The organism is Pseudomonas sp. Con_6, from assembly GCF_059379395.1.
Window position 1 is genome coordinate 5,555,913 of record NZ_CM182011.1, and the last position, 16,255, is coordinate 5,572,167.

16 protein-coding genes are annotated in these 16,255 nt (G+C 58.8%); 2 read left to right on the forward strand and 14 right to left on the reverse strand.

What is annotated here, in order from left to right; translation table 11 throughout:
* Positions 1 to 28: 28 nt before the first annotated feature.
* The 4 genes from AC5QPF_RS24980 to AC5QPF_RS24995 all read right to left on the reverse strand — a co-directional run bounded on the left by AC5QPF_RS24980 (position 29) and on the right by AC5QPF_RS24995 (position 2,638).
* Positions 29 to 589: a phage baseplate assembly protein V gene (locus AC5QPF_RS24980; protein WP_494960344.1), complete on the reverse strand. Its 561-nt coding sequence runs from the start codon at positions 587 to 589 to the stop codon at positions 29 to 31.
* The gene (locus AC5QPF_RS24985) at positions 586 to 1,092 is read right to left on the reverse strand and encodes a hypothetical protein (protein WP_494960345.1); all 507 of its coding nucleotides are present in this window, start codon (positions 1,090 to 1,092) and stop codon (positions 586 to 588) included. The genes AC5QPF_RS24980 and AC5QPF_RS24985 overlap by 4 nt, the downstream gene beginning before the upstream one ends.
* Positions 1,089 to 1,424 carry a phage holin family protein gene (locus tag AC5QPF_RS24990; protein ID WP_494960346.1) on the reverse strand — a complete coding sequence of 112 codons (336 nt, stop codon included), beginning with the start codon at positions 1,422 to 1,424 and terminating at the stop codon, positions 1,089 to 1,091. Before AC5QPF_RS24990 ends, AC5QPF_RS24985 begins: the two co-directional genes overlap by 4 nt.
* A gap of 470 nt (positions 1,425 to 1,894) precedes the next feature.
* The gene (locus AC5QPF_RS24995; protein WP_494960347.1) at positions 1,895 to 2,638 is read right to left on the reverse strand and encodes a S24 family peptidase; all 744 of its coding nucleotides are present in this window, start codon (positions 2,636 to 2,638) and stop codon (positions 1,895 to 1,897) included.
* A gap of 746 nt (positions 2,639 to 3,384) precedes the next feature.
* Between AC5QPF_RS24995 and AC5QPF_RS25000 the strand changes: the two genes are divergently transcribed.
* Complete coding sequence (locus tag AC5QPF_RS25000) at positions 3,385 to 4,347, forward strand: SIR2 family protein (RefSeq protein ID WP_494960348.1); 963 nt, start codon at positions 3,385 to 3,387, stop codon at positions 4,345 to 4,347.
* A 681-nt stretch (positions 4,348 to 5,028) separates the two neighbouring features.
* On the opposite strand, the gene AC5QPF_RS25005 is transcribed toward AC5QPF_RS25000, so the two are convergent.
* The 3 genes from AC5QPF_RS25005 to AC5QPF_RS25015 form a co-directional block, all read right to left on the reverse strand.
* Complete coding sequence (locus AC5QPF_RS25005; protein ID WP_494960349.1) at positions 5,029 to 6,243, reverse strand: hypothetical protein; 1,215 nt, start codon at positions 6,241 to 6,243, stop codon at positions 5,029 to 5,031.
* 113 nt (positions 6,244 to 6,356) lie between these two features.
* Positions 6,357 to 7,634 (reverse strand): translesion error-prone DNA polymerase V subunit UmuC, encoded by a 1,278-nt coding sequence (umuC, locus tag AC5QPF_RS25010; RefSeq protein ID WP_494960350.1) that lies wholly within the window; start codon positions 7,632 to 7,634, stop codon positions 6,357 to 6,359.
* Positions 7,624 to 8,052: a translesion error-prone DNA polymerase V autoproteolytic subunit gene (locus tag AC5QPF_RS25015; RefSeq protein WP_494960351.1), complete on the reverse strand. Its 429-nt coding sequence runs from the start codon at positions 8,050 to 8,052 to the stop codon at positions 7,624 to 7,626. The genes umuC and AC5QPF_RS25015 overlap by 11 nt, the downstream gene beginning before the upstream one ends.
* 106 nt (positions 8,053 to 8,158) lie before the next feature.
* On the opposite strand from AC5QPF_RS25015, the gene AC5QPF_RS25020 reads away from it, so the two are divergent.
* Positions 8,159 to 8,848 carry an SOS response-associated peptidase family protein gene (locus tag AC5QPF_RS25020; RefSeq protein ID WP_494960352.1) on the forward strand — a complete coding sequence of 230 codons (690 nt, stop codon included), beginning with the start codon at positions 8,159 to 8,161 and terminating at the stop codon, positions 8,846 to 8,848.
* A 421-nt stretch (positions 8,849 to 9,269) separates the two neighbouring features.
* Here the strand turns inward: AC5QPF_RS25020 and AC5QPF_RS25025 are convergent, their stop codons facing one another.
* From AC5QPF_RS25025 to AC5QPF_RS25055, 7 genes are all read right to left on the reverse strand, one after another.
* Positions 9,270 to 10,064, reverse strand: a complete 795-nt coding sequence (locus AC5QPF_RS25025) for a DNA adenine methylase (protein WP_494960353.1) — start codon at positions 10,062 to 10,064, stop codon at positions 9,270 to 9,272.
* A gap of 153 nt (positions 10,065 to 10,217) precedes the next feature.
* The gene (locus tag AC5QPF_RS25030; protein ID WP_494960354.1) at positions 10,218 to 10,733 is read right to left on the reverse strand and encodes a lysis system spanin subunit; all 516 of its coding nucleotides are present in this window, start codon (positions 10,731 to 10,733) and stop codon (positions 10,218 to 10,220) included.
* Positions 10,730 to 11,368 carry a glycoside hydrolase family 19 protein gene (locus tag AC5QPF_RS25035; RefSeq protein WP_494960355.1) on the reverse strand — a complete coding sequence of 213 codons (639 nt, stop codon included), beginning with the start codon at positions 11,366 to 11,368 and terminating at the stop codon, positions 10,730 to 10,732. The genes AC5QPF_RS25030 and AC5QPF_RS25035 overlap by 4 nt, the downstream gene beginning before the upstream one ends.
* Positions 11,369 to 11,391: 23 nt before the next feature.
* The gene (locus AC5QPF_RS25040) at positions 11,392 to 12,447 is read right to left on the reverse strand and encodes a contractile injection system protein, VgrG/Pvc8 family (protein WP_494960356.1); all 1,056 of its coding nucleotides are present in this window, start codon (positions 12,445 to 12,447) and stop codon (positions 11,392 to 11,394) included.
* Positions 12,448 to 12,507: 60 nt separating this feature from the next.
* Positions 12,508 to 12,714, reverse strand: coding sequence for a tail protein X (locus AC5QPF_RS25045; RefSeq protein WP_494960357.1), 207 nt, complete (start codon positions 12,712 to 12,714; stop codon positions 12,508 to 12,510).
* Positions 12,689 to 13,534: a phage tail protein gene (locus AC5QPF_RS25050; RefSeq protein WP_494960358.1), complete on the reverse strand. Its 846-nt coding sequence runs from the start codon at positions 13,532 to 13,534 to the stop codon at positions 12,689 to 12,691. The genes AC5QPF_RS25045 and AC5QPF_RS25050 overlap by 26 nt, the downstream gene beginning before the upstream one ends.
* An 8-nt stretch (positions 13,535 to 13,542) precedes the next feature.
* Positions 13,543 to 16,188 carry a phage tail tape measure protein gene (locus AC5QPF_RS25055; RefSeq protein ID WP_494964246.1) on the reverse strand — a complete coding sequence of 882 codons (2,646 nt, stop codon included), beginning with the start codon at positions 16,186 to 16,188 and terminating at the stop codon, positions 13,543 to 13,545.
* Positions 16,189 to 16,255 lie beyond the last annotated feature (67 nt).

Genomic DNA, 16,255 nt, shown 5'->3' on the forward strand with positions numbered 1-16,255 from the left:
GCATGAAAAAGCCCGCAATGGGCGGGCTTCAGTGTTTGTGGTTCGGCGTATTGCCGGCGGTGTCGATGATCGCCCCGCCGCCGTGGATATCCCCGGTCACGTTCAGCGCGCCGTTGACCTGCACCGGACCATTCAAGGTCAGGCTGCCAGCGGTCAGCGTGATGGAGTCGGGAGTGGCCACCAGCGTGCTGCCGCCGACCTTGAGGGTGATGCTGCCTTGGGGCAGCTCGACGCTATAGCTGCTGGCGTGCCAGTCGTAGGTCAGCGAGCCGCCATCGTCGAAGCGCCAGACTTCGACATGCTCGCGGTTGTCCGGCGGATTGCCGGCGTTGCCGTAGAGACCCGGGACGAAGGTGCCCTGGGCCGGTTCGCCGCTGGGACTGATGAGCATGCCCTGCTCGTCCAGGCTCGGCGCCCGCCAGTGCCGGGCCTTGCCGGCGGCCTGGCTGTGCCAACGGACCCAGGCGCTGGTCCAGCCGGCGCCGTCGGATACCCGCACCCGCGCCGCAGCCAGGTCGACCGCCACCACCCGGCAGGGAATCAGCAGGCCAGCGATCATGCGGTCATGCATTGCGCTGGCGTAGCTCACGCGAAATCCTCCGGCGCCTTGTAGTCATTTTCGTGACCAGGGCCGGAATCGGGATCGAAGGCCAGCACCAGTGAACCTGGTGGCTGGTTCGGCCACGGCCATTGCGCCTCGCCCAGGTGCAGCGCCTGCTCCCATTGCACCGTCCAGGTGGTCGACGCCGTGCTCGACGGCAACGCCTGCACGCCGCGGGCTTCCTCGACGAAATCGATGTTCCAGTACTGCTTGCGCAACAGCACCATCAGTTGCGCGGCCAGGGTGATGGCTTCCAGTGTCGCCTGGGGGCGACCGCCGTCGGTGCTGATCTTCGCTTCGAACGTGGCGATGACACGGGAATGCCCGTCGCCCGGATCGACATCGGGCTTCAGCCCGACGATGGCGTAGAACAGCGCCGGCAGCGCCGTTTCCTGCTGCACGGCGGCATAGCTGCCGACCGTGGCCAGCTGCGGTATCGCCGTCTCGATGGTTGCGCTGATGGCCTGATGCAATCCGCTGAGGTCGGTCATGATCTCTCCTTGCTGTCATTGCCCAGGCCCAGGCGCTTGGTCGCCCAGCGCTCGTACAACCCCATGGTGATGTCCGCGCCGCCCACGGCGGTCAGGCACCCCAGGGCGCTGGCCGCCCAGATCGAAAAGCCGCTGGCATACAGCAGCATCATGGTGGATACGCCGCAGACCATGCAGGCCCCCGAGCGCAGTGCCAGTCGTCTCAACAGGGCTGCGCCACGGGCGCCCGCCTTGTCCGCTCGCCACATCTCGCCGCAGACCCCACCCAGCAACGCCAGGACGATCACCAGCCAGATCGGCATTTCCAGCAACGTCTGTTGCTCGCTTGTCACGGTCCTGCCTCCTTTTTTACTTTCCGCCTGGCGATGAGCCATTTGGGACCGAGGGATCACTCGGCATTCCAAAGAGCCCGGGGCCAGGCCCTGGGCTCTTCAGTAATGCGTCGTTGAAACGCCCGCCACTACTGGTGCGCGGGACGTCTGCACTTCAGATTGTTCCTCCGGCCGCGGCCACCTGCCCGCCGGATAACTGCTCTTGGTGCTTTACGCTGCACACCCGGGTCAGTTGCCAACCCTCTGAACAGTCGAGGCCTGTTCATCGCTGCCTTTCTCGCCGCCGGTGTCTGACCGGCTTGAGACGAACTTTATGCATGGATGCATATACAGTCAATGCATTTTTGGAAATATTTGCACTACTGGATTTGCACATATGCATGAAAGCCTTGCTGGCATGGGTGCGGAGCGGTTTTCGAAGGGCGAAAAAAAACCCGCCGAGGCGGGTTTTCGATGACCGAGGAGATGACCTAGCGAGCGTACATGCCCCACCAGAACACATGGCCGAGGATGGCGATCTGTTCTTCCTGCATCTGCTGGAAGCTGTAGTCCTCGTCGGGGTGTTCATCGCGGTTGAAGCTGCGCAGGCGGATGCCGGTGGGCAGGCGATACAGCTGCTTCACCCGCAACTGGCCGTTGTGGTTGATGGCATAGAGATCGCCATCGATGATGTCGCCAATCGAGCACTTGCCCGTGTTGACCCCCACCGTGGCGCCATCGCGCAGCACCGGCAGCATGCTGTTGCCGCGGACCGTCACGCACTTGGCCTGGTCGAACTGCACGCCGTTGTGACGCAGGCTGCGCTTGCCGAAACGCAGGCGGGCGCGCTCGCTTTCCTCGATGACGAATCTTCCTGATCCTGCTGCCAACTCGACCTCGCGAAGAAAAGGAACGGACACCTCGTCGTCCTCGACGGGGGTTTCATCGTCCCACAGGCTGATATCACGCAACTCGTCATGACCGGGCACCCGCTCGACCTCGCGGCTGTCGCCCAGGTCGACACGACCGCGCAACTGGTCGGTGCTCACGCCGAAATACTCGGCGATCTTCGACACGTGCTTGTCGGACGGATCGACGATCTTCTCGCCGAGAATCCGCGACAGGGTGGATTGGGGCACGCCGGTACGCCGGTGCAGCTCCGTGGCGGAGATCCCGTGGCGATCCAGCAGTGATTTGAGGACTGAGGCTACATTGCGCTTGTGCATGACGTGCATACTGCCCTGGCGATAGCCGGAATGCAATTGCGAATATGCATTGAACGGGCGCGATCCGGCATAAGTTGTAAAGAGCCTGTGGGGATTTGTCGCCTTGCGGCCTCAGCGCCAGCGAAGAAATCCCTGTAGTATTGGGCGTTTCGCATTTGTCCAATAGACGCACAGCTGTAAGGCCTTGAATGTCTGACCTCTCCGCACACACCCCGATTGTGCTGGGGTATCAGCCTTAAAAGAGCCTCAGCCCTTGATTTACAAGGGCTGCACACGCCATATGCGCTATCGCATACCCTTTCTCCTAGGCGCTGATGGGCATTGTTTGGCGTCTGATTTGCCCCATTTTTGCCCCATGGATTCACCAACGGCCGCCCCGCCGGATGCCTGCCGATTGGCCGAGCTGCTGAGCGCTCTCTGGATAGGGATTTGCACCAGCCGGGAGTCCTCAGTAGGCCGTTGCAGGCCTGAAAACACGATCCACTACCGTATCCGCTCTGTGCTGAGGCGTCGTGTTATGGCCCAAGATTTGCCCAAGCTCCACCACCCTATTTATGGGTCATAGTCAGGCAGCGTCCAAGAAACGGCAATTCGACAGATCTCGCTATCCTCACCGCCAGACGGTGACCATTCGATCTTATTAGAATGGATTCGAAGGCGTCAGACACTGCCAATAGGCCATCAATGGCCAATTGACACTATCACTATCCTTCTGCAACCTGCAGTGTCAAACACTCCAAAGACAGGGATGACAGATGCGTAAAGTATTAATTTTTGGTAATGGGCTAGGCATGGCACTTGCTCCGCAGCAGTTCAACTTATCCCAAGTTATGCACGACGTATGGAACATCGCCCACTTTCTAACAGAAGATGATAAACGGCTTATCAGTTTGACCCTTGGACATGAGGGTGCCATTCCTCAAAGCGAGGCTCAGCTTGACGTCCTTCATCAAGCCGTTACAGCTTGCAAAACATTAAACAGAATACTTTCCCCAAACCTCCACTGGCTTACGGAAAATGGTCAGCGCTTTCCAACTGCGGTTTCAAAATATATTCATATGGTTGCGAGCAGACTACACTTAACAGATGCTGACTTGCCAGCCGACTTTATTACATCGCTATCTAATTTCATCCTACAAACAAACTCCCATGTAGCCACCTTAAATTATGACAAATTATTATATGGCGCCTTTATTGATCGGGGCATCCTAGCTGGCTTCAACGGCAGCCTTGTCGACGGAATCACAAACCAAGGATTTACTCCTGCAAACCTAGAGCGCATGTATGGTAGAAATTTTGGATACTACCTACACCTTCATGGCTCGCCTCTTTTCTATACCAATGCCAACGGACAAATTCTTAAGCTTCAACGCCATGAAATTAGCACATTCACAGCAAACCCTTCTGAGCATATTGTTTTAACCCACGTAGCACACAAACGTTCCGTGATTAGCGCATCCCCCATCCTGACTGCTTATTGGCACTACCTACATCGCGCCCTTCAAGAAGCCCATCAAATTGTTGTAGTCGGCTACTCTGGACAGGATATCCATCTAAATGAATTGATCGCCATGTATGGAGCTTATAAACCCATTCGAGTTATTGAATGGGTCGGAAACATTAACCCCCATCGACTCATTCAGTGGCAGACAGCGTTCAAAACACAAAATATACAGCTGGAGCATTTTGCGAACATATTGGACAACCGTGTCTGGTAAGGATCTTTTTTCACAGATGTATTAATATCCAGCTCAATTGTGATGGAGTATCAGCCACAAAATCGCCTCAGCCCTTGATTTACAAGGGCTGCACAAGCCATATCCGCTATCGCATATCCTCTCTTCCAGGCGCTTATGGACATTGCTTGGGGTCCGATACAGCCATTTGTGTCCCGTGGATTTCTCAACGGCCGCCCCGCTGGATGCCTGCCGATTGGTCGAGCTGCTGAACGTTCTGTGGATAGGGATTTGAACCCGCCGGTCGTCCGCAACAGGCCGTCGCAGGCCCAAAAACACGGTGACTTACAGTACCTGCCCCGGACTGTGGCATCCTATTAAGGCCTGAAATTTGCCCAAAAATTGCCCCAGCTTCGGGTCCTTGGTCGTGGGCAGTGCCAAGTGCGTCCGCACCATCGCCCTCCCCAAGCCCCCTCATACAGATCTCGCCAGCCGCACCCACCTGAAGTGGACCACCTGCTCTTATTAGTAGAAGGAATTCGAATCCGCCCCCCCGATGCGGTAGCCTGTGACCCGCTCAAAAACTCAAGATTTACACACAAAGACGTTAAGCAAAAATACAAGTAAACTTTTCAGGCCACAGCAGAGAACCAATTTTAGCACCGACCATTGTCCATAAATTACTCCCCCTACTACCGAGCAGGCTATCACAACAAAATACATTCATATACTCCTAGTCGTTAAACCACCCACATCACCAACATTAGAACCAACGTTACCAAGGAAAACATGGCAAAGAGTATCATAATCAATAATTCTAACACCCGGATAGCGCCGACAGGCTTGGATTATTTCAGAATGGTCAGAATTCTCCCAACTCCCAACAACTAGCACCAAGCCGGGATTGTAAACTTCAATCCCATATTTTCCTTTAGCAAATTCGGCATTCGCCGGATAGGAAAAATACTCTGCATAGTTAGCTAGCTGTGCAACCCCTTCCTCTACGTAATCAATAAACCGTCTGCGCTTTCGTTGGCCTTTGGTGATATTTCTCCTATCCAAAAGCGCCGTCTTAAGGTCATATATATCGTACAACCCATCCTCACGCCGCACCATTAAATCAGGATTGATCGCGCTATCCGTGCATGTGCCGTCATGTTGAATCCAAAGAAGATAAGGCTCATATATGAATTTCTGCGTTTTGAACGCAGAGTTAACAACATCAGGATGAAGCCGGAAAAACTCCCCAAGAGTTGTTTCGTGCAGCCCTCTAGATAGATAAAGATTTTGAAGCTGACCTGCGACTTTCTGCCGACGCACGTATTCGTCTGGGACACAGTGAACCCCATGAATTTCAAGCTCACCCAAATAGCTCGACAACAAGCGATCGACCTCCCCCCTTGACAATTCACTCTTAAAAACCATCAAATGGAGAACACTCTTACAACGATATAGCTCCTCCCTTGAATTTACAAAAATACAATTTTCAAAAAAACAGTATTCCATTTCATTACCAAACCCAACAACACTACCATGTCCATTCTCCCGACTTATTGCCGGCCTACCTAACTCCACACATGGAAATCGTTGAGAGACTTTATCTAAGTCAGCCGCAGTTGACAGCGTCAGCCCCCTAAACGTAGCCGCCTTCTCAATTGCGAATAACGGATCCGGCTCATCGTCATAAAATTGACTTAAATATCGATAAATAAATTTTTCAGCACAGCGCTTAATAACAAGCCCACGGTACACATCGGTAACACCTACCAATTCACAAAGATAATACCCTGAGCACTTGGTAAATACGATCATATTCGGGTAAAACGCCTTATGACCATCCGGAAATACTAACTTCCCACTCTCCGACATACCTCTAACAGAAGCTAAATATTCTTTCCAGCGTGCAGAAACCAGATCAACAAATTTTTCGAAGAGCATACTGAACGTACCTGCACCAAGCAGCCATTACCGAAACAATGCCCCGAGTATAGACAAAACTCGACGTTCACAAGCAAAGAAAGTAATGAGTTAAGCACGTGACCACCACAGCGCTAGTGTGCAAACACCGTCCAGAGTTGATTAATTCGTGTTGTATACAACCGACTCATCATCTCACGACGCATCCCCCACTCGGGGGTGCGGGGGACGCTAGCGGCGCGCATCGTTCCCCGGCCATATCGGCAATTGATCTCGTCCAGCACCGCCATGAGCCTCTCACATGCCTCCGGCTGCGTCACCGCGAACAGGTCATCCGTGAATTCGCCAGGCTGCCGCAGATCCATCAGCAGCACCTCAGCCTTGCTGTAACGGAATCCGGGGCGGTAGACCCGCTCCACAGCCTCGATGGCCGCCTTGGTAAGCAGCAGGGTGTCATTAGTGGGATACGGCAGTTCGACCAACGCACCGTTGGCATACCTCGCCTCATCAGGGTTGAACATACCGGTACGAATGCTCACCCGCATGCGCTTGCACACCGAGCCTTGGGCTCGCAGCTTCTCCGCTGCCCGTGCAGCATAGGTGGCCACCGCCTGCTTGATCGGCGTCAGCTCAACCAGACGCTTACCGAACATCCGGCTGCAGCAGATCTCTTGCTTGGGCGGATCTGGGTCCTCCAATTCCAGGCAGGACGTGCCGGCGAGCTCTCTGGCCGTCTTCTCCACCACCACGCTGAACTTGTCGCGCAACATCCGTGGGTCAGCCTTCGCCAGGTCCATCGCCGTCCGGATACTCATTGCCTGCAGGTTCTCGGTCATCCGCCGGCCAATGCCCCACACCTCCTTCACCGCGGTATTGCGCAACACCCAGTCACGCTTGAAGTCATCGCAGATATCCACCACGCCGCCGGTCTGAGCCTGCAGGCGCTTCGCGGTGTGGTTGGCAAGCTTCGCCAGGGTCTTGGTCCGAGCGATCCCCACACCAACGGGGATGCCCGTGCACCGAAACACTCGAGCACGAACGTCTCGGCCGAGCTGGGTGCGATCGCCCGGGATCCCGGTCAGATCCGCGAAGCATTCGTCGATCGAGTAGACCTCAGACGCCGGCACCATCGACTCGATCAGGGTCATAACCCTCTCGCTCATGTCTCCGTACAGCGCGTAGTTCGACGAGAAGGCGACGATGCCATGTCGCCTCAACTTCTCCTTGGCCTGGAAGTAAGGCTCACCCATCTTGACGAAGGGCTTTGCGTCGTACGATCGAGCAATGACACAGCCGTCATTGTTGCTCAGAACAACAATTGGGGTCTTCGCCAGGTCGGGGCGAAACACGCGCTCACAGCTCGCATAGAACGAGTTGCAGTCGATCAGGGCGAACACCTGGTCACTGGGCATGATCACGCACGCTGTAGCGAACCACGCCCCAGATCACCAGTTCGTCGCCCTCCAGGATGTGCCGGGGCGGGTAAGCGGGGTTTTCGGACTGGAGGATCACCACACCGTTGCGACGGTGCAGCCGCTTGCATACCGGCTCCGAGTTGACGGCCGCGATCACGATATCGCCGTGCTCGGCTTCATTGCTGCGGTCTACGATCAGAAGATCACCTGAGTAGATTCCGGCGCCCTGCATGCTGTCACCTTCTACCTGCACCAAGTAGACATGAGGCGCACGGAGGTCGAACAGCTCGTCGAGGGAGATGTGCCGTTCGAGGTGATCCGCCGCCGGCGACGGAAAGCCGGCCGGCACGCGGAAGGAGTAAACAGGGAGCAATGTTGGTCCACCGGTCGGCGTTCCAAAAAAAGTGATGGTCATAGCGAAGCGTCCCACAGCAGACTGTATATTCATACAGTTAACTGTCAGATGCTTCCTACGTCAATGGATGGTCGCAAAGCAACCGACAAACGAGTGGAGGTGATTTATGTGCGGGAGGTACTCGATCTACGACGACATGGACACCTACCTGCGGCAGTTGTCCTTGGACCTCGTCGTGATCAACGGCTATGACCACGAGCGGATCAACCGCTACAACGTCGCGCCATCGACCCGCGTGGAGCTGATCCGCTCTGTCGCGGGAGGCCTGAGCGTCGATCGAGTGAAATGGGGATGGTCGCCATTCTGGGCGAAGGGGAAGCGTCCCGACCCGATCAATGCGCGGGCCGAGACGGTGATGACGGGGAAGTTTTTCAAATCGCTCTGGCCAGCAGGCCGAGCCGTGGCGCCGGCGAACGGATGGTTCGAGTGGATACCCGACCCGACCGATGCAAAGCGCAAGCAGCCCTACTACATCTCTGCCAGCGATTATGAGCCGCTGTTCTTTGCAGCGCTTGCAGAAGTCCACCCAGGGCTGGAGGTCGACCAGCGCGATGGCTTTGTAATCATCACTGCCGCCGCCGACGAGGGGCTCGTCGACATTCATGACCGTAAACCGTTGGTGCTTACACCTGGAGTGGCCCGCGAGTGGCTAGATCCGAACACGCCTCCGACGAGAGCAGCCGAGATCGTGCAGAGCGGATGCCGACCAGCCAAAGACTTCAGATGGCACCCCGTTAGCAAAGCCGTAGGCAACGTACGGAATCAAGGCCCTGACTTGATCGATAAGCTCCGATAAAAATTAAACATATGGATATCCTTTAGATACCCAACAAATACCAATTAGATATCCGTCGATATCCATAGATAACTTCAAGCTATCCCTTGATATCAAAAGATATCGGAATACAGCAAAGTAAACCCAAGGTATGTACAAAGGTACAAAGATACAAAAGCGCAAAAGCGCTAATGCGCTAATGCGCTAATGCGCTAATTCGCGAACGAGCCCGCACCTGGCCGACAGATAAATTCCATCAACAAGTGTTGACGCAACTGTAACTTCCAATATTTAATGGAAAGGCACTGAACCAACCGCCCCAACCACTCGACGCCATCGGCTTTGAGCGGGCGCATCTGACTTGGAGAAACTAAAGCATGAGCTTCGACCTGATACTTATTCTAGCGATTGAACTGGTAAGGCTTATCCGTGAGCGGAGGCGCTAGAACAATCCACCCAGATCTGCTGGGCTCCAGTTCATAATCACAAGTTCTCCAGTGACATCAGCTTTTCCTTGTCGCTGATTAGTGTTTGTGTAGCGGATATCGAGGCTCTCAAAATGAAACCCTTCGAAGGCTTTCCGGATATCCGGATGATCATTGATGCTGACCATCACCTTGCCCTTGCAGCGGCGCATGAAATCCACCATCCGCTCATACTCGGAGAACGGAAAGTCCATTCCGTACCCTGCCGTCTGCCAGTACGGCGGGTCCATGTAGTGGAAGGTGTGAGGCCGGTCGTACCGTTCGGCACACTCAAGCCACGCAAGATTCTCTACGTAGGTGCCAGACAAGCGCTGCCACGCAGCTGACAGGTTTTCCTCAATCCGCAGGAGGTTGATCGCGGGGCCGGTTGTCGCGGTACCGAAGGTTTGTCCCGTGACCTTGCCGGCGAAGGCGTGGTGCTGCAGGTAGAAGAACCGGGCAGCCCGCTGGATATCTGTGAGGGTCTCCGGCCGGGTCATCTTCTGCCACTCGAACACCTGACGCGAGCTGAGGGCCCATTTGAACTGCCTGACGAACTCCTCCAGATGGTTCTGCACAACCCGGTACAGGCACACCAGGTCGCCGTTGATGTCGTTGAGCACCTCCACGGGAGCAGCTTGAGGCCGCATGAAGTAGAGAGCAGCACCGCCGGCGAAGACCTCGACGTAGCATTCATGCGGCGGGAAAAGCGGGATGAGGCGATCGGCAAGGCGGCGTTTGCCACCCATCCAAGGAAAGATTGGGGATGTCATTGATTAGCAAGTCTTTTCGGTAGGTATTAGCAAATGGTAGGCTCGCTGCGCTTTGTGCACAGAGCAGGAGCCTTGGCCGGACTTGCAGGATTGGTCTGCGGTTTGGTGGGCCTGGTGGATGTTGACGCATCCACCAGGCCCGCTCCTTTCACATCAGGGTGCGATCCCTCGCACATAGGCCTGGCAGGCCTTCAGCGCGATCAGTCCTTGATCGCCGTCACCGGTGATTCCGATAATTCTTTGAGCATGCGCTCGGTCAAGTCGGGCTCGACTGGCTCCATGAACCACGCCGCCGGCGCCGGTGGTGGCTGACACCCCACCGCCACCAGCCGAGGCGGAGGCGTCGAGGAGGACTGACAGCCGCAGATCAGAAGTAGCAAGGCGGTCGCGAAGGCGAGCCGAAGCTTGTTGCGCATCGGTAAGCTCCTGGTGATGGATTTTGTCAGCGGCCTGCAGGCGGGCCTCCAAGGCAGTACGCCTGGCCTGCTCTGCGTTGTTCCAGTCAATAACGGCGAGCCCCGCCGCTAGGCGCTCGTCCTGGAACAAGCCAGCCTGCTCGGCGAGCTGCAGCTGATACGCGTACGCCTGCCACTTCCAGGAGGCGCTGCCGCCCAGGCCGAGCCCCAGCAGCAGCGCGAACGCAGGCAGGCGCCAGTCCAGCAGGCTCACTGGAGCACCTCCAGCGCGCGGTCATACAACGCCTGACGGTCCTTCAGGCCGTTGCTACCACCGTTGATCGTCTTCGTGATCTGCCGCAAATCACCCTTGTCCGCCAGGCTATTGAGCCCGTTTGTTTGCCAGAACCAGGCAGCCGACATCGATGCGTAGACCGGGTGCTCGAGGAGTTCAGGGGTGTTGAGCAAGCGCCCATCCCCGAACAACGCTTCGCTGCAGGCGTTGTAATTCAGCCGGCCGGTCAGTTGGATCAGACCGCGCCCAGGGAAACGCCAACCATCTCCCGACGCTTCTGGCCCATTCCCCATCCGGCCGCCGTAGACGGCATTGGCTAACTTCTCGGGCTGGCCACCCAGCTCAGCGGCACGCGGTACCAGGGAGCGCCAACGGCTGTCAGGCGGCGATGCCAGCCCGACCTCACGGATCCGCTCCGCACGGTAGTTGAGGTTTTCTTTCAGGTTGCGCAGATGACCAGACTCATGACCGGCCTGGGCAAGGAAGGCCGCGATGCGCAGCCGGGTGATGATCCCGTACTTACCCATGGCCGCGTTGAGTGCAGGAACAAAAACGCCGGCTTGTTTGCCGGCGCTGGGGAGAATGCGCAGCAGTTGCTGCTCGTTGATAGGCATTGTGTCGTTCTCCTGTGTGGCCGTCAGGCCGTGGGTGACAGATCGATCGTCTTGAGGGGTTTGGTTTCTTTCTTCTTCTTGCCTTTGGCCTTGGCCTTGCCCTTCTTGCCGCCGTTGCATTCGACCGAGGTCGTCCAGCCGGACGCGGTAAAGGTCTGCTCAACGCTGTCGACCAGGTACTCGCCGTCGAGTCCGACCTTGAAGCCTTGGGCAACGATCAGGCGCTCAGCGAACAGGTCCGTACGACCGGCCATTTCCAGCCGCACGCCCGCAGTGCTGCGGTTGAACGCGGCCAGTCGAGCCTTGGCGGCCTGCTCGGCTGCCGTCTTGTTCGGGTGGATGTGGCGGTCGGTGTGGACCGGCGGCAACGTCGACGGCGCATCGTCGTTGGTGACATCGATCACCTTGAGCTCGCCCGTCTTCTTGTCCTGGTGCTTCGCCTGCACGGTCTTGTGCGTGGTCTTGTCGCCGAGGGTGAACTGGTAGCGACTGACCTCCTCCCGGCTGATGGTGATCGCCGGCAGCGTCTTGCCACTTGCGCTCTGGCCACCCTGGCGAGGCATCACCAGCAGCTTGCCGTCAGCCACCTTCGCCGTGCAGTCGTACTGCTTTGCGAGCCGGGTGATAAAGTTGAAGTCCGATTCGTTGAGCTGGTCGACCCGGGGCACCTTGGTCTGAACCGGACAGACCGGCTCCCAGCCGTTGCGCTTTGCGATGTCGCGCACAATCTCCTGCAGGGCGACGTTCTCCCAACTGCCGCTGCGCGTGGTCTTGCCGGTACCGCGCATGTCGCTGGCCTTGCCTCGGATGACCAGGGTATCCGGCGGTCCACTCAACTCGATCTCGTCGACCGTGTAGCGCCCCAGCTTCGCAAGCGGTCTGCCGGCGTAGCCCATGAACACGTCGACCTTGGCCCCCCGGGCGGGCAGCGACACCGCTCGATCGCGGTCATCGATGCGCAGCTCGAATTCGTCGGACTCCAGCCCGGGCTTGTCGGACGTGCGTAGCATCAACAGCCGGTCGTTGATGAGGGCGGTAATATCGCGGTCGTCCGCGACGATGCGAAAAATCGGTTGCATCGTTCCTCCTCCAGAAAAAGAAAACCCCGCGCAGGGCGGGGTCAGTGACAGGAAATGCGGTCATTCCCACAACTGCACCGTTGCGTCCTGTTGCACCGCCAGGTCAGGCAGCACGATCAGCACGCCGGCACGGTAGGGCTGTGGCTCTTCTGCCAGCCCCTGGTTGGCGTCCAGCACGGCTTCGACGGCGCCGTTCAGGTGGCCGTAGTAATGCTGGCAGAGCGTGTCCAGCAGATCCCCGTCAGACGTTCTGCATGTCGTCGCCATAGCTCACGAACTCCAGGGAGAATGACTGTTTACGCGGGATCCCGCCGGCGAGCAGGCTGCTCTGCTCTTCCTCGACACTGAGCAGGCACCAGTTGCCGAGCACCTCGCCGTAGCCGGTGACCAGGCTCAGCGGCCGCAGCGCGCGGCCGATGCTGCGCAGGGTCTCCAGTTGCTTGAGCCCGACCTGGCCGTCGGGGTAGATCACCCCCTTCAGCGAGACCTTGTCTTCGCCCTGCCCCACTGCTTGCTGGGCGATCGAGCGCGAGAGCCGTTCCTGGCCAGCCCAGCGGAACGCGGTCTGGCGGCGGAGCTCGTCGAACGCAGCAGTGTGGAGGTTGAAGTAGTACGGCTGGGCATTCGGTTCGAGCGACTGGATGATCAGCAAATGCGGGAATGGCTTCACCGCCTCCGCCGCCGGCGTTTGCTCTGGCGCGAACGAGCCAGTCGACACGATGTTGCCCAGCGACGGGCTGACCTTGCCGGCGACCTGGTTGATTGCAGCACCGGCTTTCGCGGCCTGCTCCCGCAGCATCCCCAGTCGCTCCTGCACCTGGGCGGCCGCAGTGGTCGCCTGGCCGTAGATCGCCGCTGCCCGGCCGACAGTCTCCTGCGCAGCGTTGATACCCCGCATCGTTCGCTGCAACTTCTCCCCGATGGCCGGGCCGAGGAACGGGATGTTCTCCAACTCGGATGCAGCACCGGTGATATCGCTGATTGCCCCGGTGATGGGGCCCAGCATGTCGTCCGCGCTGCGCCGGCCCGCCTCTCCCGCTGCAACCAGGTACTTCAACCCGGACTGCAGTTGCTCCATATAGGCCATGGGCCCTCCTACACGTGGGGTTCATCACTCAACTGGCGGGCCTGGGCCTGCCGTGCGAAGTCCTGCATCTGCCGCTGTATGTGAGGCCAGAGCTCCTGTGCCATGCGACCTGGATCCTTAGCGTCGCCTTGCACAGTGATGGGGATGCTGGGGGAAAAGACGAAGGACTGATCGACCTTGGCCGGCTCGGGCTTGGAGGCCGCAGGCGCAACCGCGATGCTCGGCGCCACGGCCGGTGGCGGGGCGGCTTCGGTGATAGAGCGGACTACATCACCAGGCGCCGGGGCTGCTACCGGCTTTTCAGCGACCGCTTCCGCCGGCATTTCCTTTTCGCCGAACAGCGCCTTGCCCGCCCAGGCACCGCCGACCTCCCCGCCCATGCCGCCGACGATGGCCCCCACCAGACCGCCAATGGCGGTTCCGATCACAGGGACCACCGAGCCGATCGCCGCACCGGCCATAGCACCTGCAGCAGAGCCTGCGAGGTTACCGACGACGCCGCCGTAACCCTCCGCTTTCTCGTCCTGGGTTTCGGCATTCAGCGCAACATCAATCGCGCCAAGGCCGGCGTCGACCAGGCTCACCCCCGGCAGACGCTTCCCAACTTCCGTCACGCTCCGCGCACCCTTGACGATGCCACCGAGCCGCCCCGACGGAGATGCGGGCAACCTCGGCGCATCAAGCGTTTGCGGATGGGAAACCGTAGCTGGTTTGGGAGTGACCGCCGGAGTTGTTGGACGAGAGGCCGTCGTGCGACGCACCTGCGCGCGATCCTGACGCCGCGCCCGGCGCCGTTGCCGGCGGCTGGACTCGGGCCCTGAGCCTCCGCCCTGAACGGTGCGACCGATAGCATCAGCGTTCACAACGAAGACCTTCTGCGTCTCCGGCGCTTTCACCGGCAGCCCGCCAGCGGGGTCATTGCTCCCTCTGCGGAAACGGCTGGGCAGCCTCGGTTGCTCACCTGGCGCCATCGGCACTGGCACTGACGCCGTACTACTTCCCAACACACTTTTGCCGGCGCCGACGCCGATCTCGGCGAGTCGCTCCCCGGCTTTACCGCGCCCCAGGTCGATCAGCCCCTTCCCGACCCGGTAACTGTTGATGGCCCCCTTGAGCGCAATGAACCCCGCAGCGAGCGCCCCGATCCCGACAACAACCGACTGGGACTCGCTGGACAGCTTGCTGAAGCCCTGGGCCAGGCCGGCAACGCTGGTCGCCACCCAGTCAGTGAACGGCCGTATCGAATCGCCGAGACTTCGCATGGCGTCGTCCATGGCGTTCTTCGCCTCGATCCATTTCTGCGCGGATGTCTCGCGGCGCTCGGCAAGGTTCTTGTCGAGAATGCCGGTGGCCTTGTCGCCCATCGCATCCTTCTTCAACTCCTGATACAGCCCCCGGTTCTGGCCGTATGCCGTCAGCGCCGCCTTCACTTGCATGTCGGCGAAGATATCGCCGGTACGCAGCGACTGCTCAAGGGCATCCAGCATTTTCAGCGCCTTCGCCGGGTTGACTTCCTTGTCGATCTTCGCCTGCGCCTCGGCCATTTTCTTCGCCTTCGCCGGGTCGGTCTTCTGCACGTACTGCATCGCCAGGGCCATGCTTGATTCGAGAACAGACATACCCTTCTGGATCCCTGTGGTGAGCGACGCCTGGTAATCGATACCCGCCTTCTTGTATGCGTCGACCACTTCGCCGGAGCCGATCTTCTCGATCCAGTTCTTGAGGTTGTTCGCCGCCTCGTCGGAGCTGCCCGCAGTCTTCATCTGCACCTGCAACATCGCCCCCAACTGCGCCACTGCCTCCGGCCCAACACTGCCGGTCTTCTCCATGCCGGCCAGCAGCACCGGGAACCAGCGGGCCATGTCACTGGCTTCGAATGAACCTGCCTGGCCCTGCAGGGCGACTCCCTCCAGGGCCTTCTTCATCTGCTCAGGGTCAGTGATCTTGGCGTTCTGCTCCATCGACATGATCATCTTGGCCGTGTCCTCGCCACTCGCCCCCTGCCCGACCGAGAACTTCGCCGCGACATCTGCATAGGACAGCGCACGGTCGAGGTCCATACCTGCACCGACAAGCTGGTTGACGAGATCTGCAACGCCGGAGTTGCTCATGCCGTTGTCCTGGGCGACCTGGATGATGCGCTTGGACATCGCCTGCTCCTCGGGCTGATTCGCCACACCGGCTTTGATCGCAATGTCACGCATCGTGGCCTGGTACCCGGCGCTGATCGCGGTCGGTACCGCCACAGCAGCCACCGCTGCGGTCGCATGGGCAGCGGTAGACTTGAGCCCCTCCTTGCCCGCAGTGAGCTGCTGCTGGCCCTTGACCTGCAGATCAGTCGCACGCGCGGTCCGACCCAGGCGCTGGTACTCCTTTTCCAGCCTGCCCACCTGGACACCCTGCTTGCGCAGAGAATCCAGGTTGTTCTCCAACTTGCGCAGCAGCCCTGCGGCCGAGGCCGAGCCGCTGTCGTGCGCTTTCTTCCACTCCTCCCGCAGCTTGACCGTTTCGCCAATCACGTTCTTCAGCACCCGGGCTTTGGCGCCCTTCTGCTCCAGCTGCGAGATGCCGCTTTCTGCGGTCTTGAACGCCGAGCCAAGGGACGACGCCACGGCGCCGCCGATGACCAGCGATAGATTCAGCTTTGCCATGATTCACCCCAGCTGGGCTCAGTCCGTGAGCCACCAGACCATGTCGGCGTAGGACATGGTCATGATCTCT

Coding starts and splice junctions, on each gene's coding strand:
- AC5QPF_RS25035 (WP_494960355.1), bottom strand. CDS start 11,368: ATGCCTATCAACGAGCAGCAACTGCTGCGCATTCTCCCCAGCGCCGGC.
- AC5QPF_RS25045 (WP_494960357.1), bottom strand. CDS start 12,714: ATGGCGACGACATGCAGAACGTCTGACGGGGATCTGCTGGACACGCTC.
- AC5QPF_RS25000 (WP_494960348.1), top strand. CDS start 3,385: ATGCGTAAAGTATTAATTTTTGGTAATGGGCTAGGCATGGCACTTGCT.
- AC5QPF_RS25015 (WP_494960351.1), bottom strand. CDS start 8,052: ATGACCATCACTTTTTTTGGAACGCCGACCGGTGGACCAACATTGCTC.
- AC5QPF_RS24985 (WP_494960345.1), bottom strand. CDS start 1,092: ATGACCGACCTCAGCGGATTGCATCAGGCCATCAGCGCAACCATCGAG.
- AC5QPF_RS25020 (WP_494960352.1), top strand. CDS start 8,159: ATGTGCGGGAGGTACTCGATCTACGACGACATGGACACCTACCTGCGG.
- AC5QPF_RS25025 (WP_494960353.1), bottom strand. CDS start 10,064: ATGACATCCCCAATCTTTCCTTGGATGGGTGGCAAACGCCGCCTTGCC.
- AC5QPF_RS25050 (WP_494960358.1), bottom strand. CDS start 13,534: ATGGCCTATATGGAGCAACTGCAGTCCGGGTTGAAGTACCTGGTTGCA.
- umuC (WP_494960350.1), bottom strand. CDS start 7,634: ATGCCCAGTGACCAGGTGTTCGCCCTGATCGACTGCAACTCGTTCTAT.
- AC5QPF_RS24995 (WP_494960347.1), bottom strand. CDS start 2,638: ATGCACGTCATGCACAAGCGCAATGTAGCCTCAGTCCTCAAATCACTG.
- AC5QPF_RS25040 (WP_494960356.1), bottom strand. CDS start 12,447: ATGCAACCGATTTTTCGCATCGTCGCGGACGACCGCGATATTACCGCC.
- AC5QPF_RS25005 (WP_494960349.1), bottom strand. CDS start 6,243: ATGCTCTTCGAAAAATTTGTTGATCTGGTTTCTGCACGCTGGAAAGAA.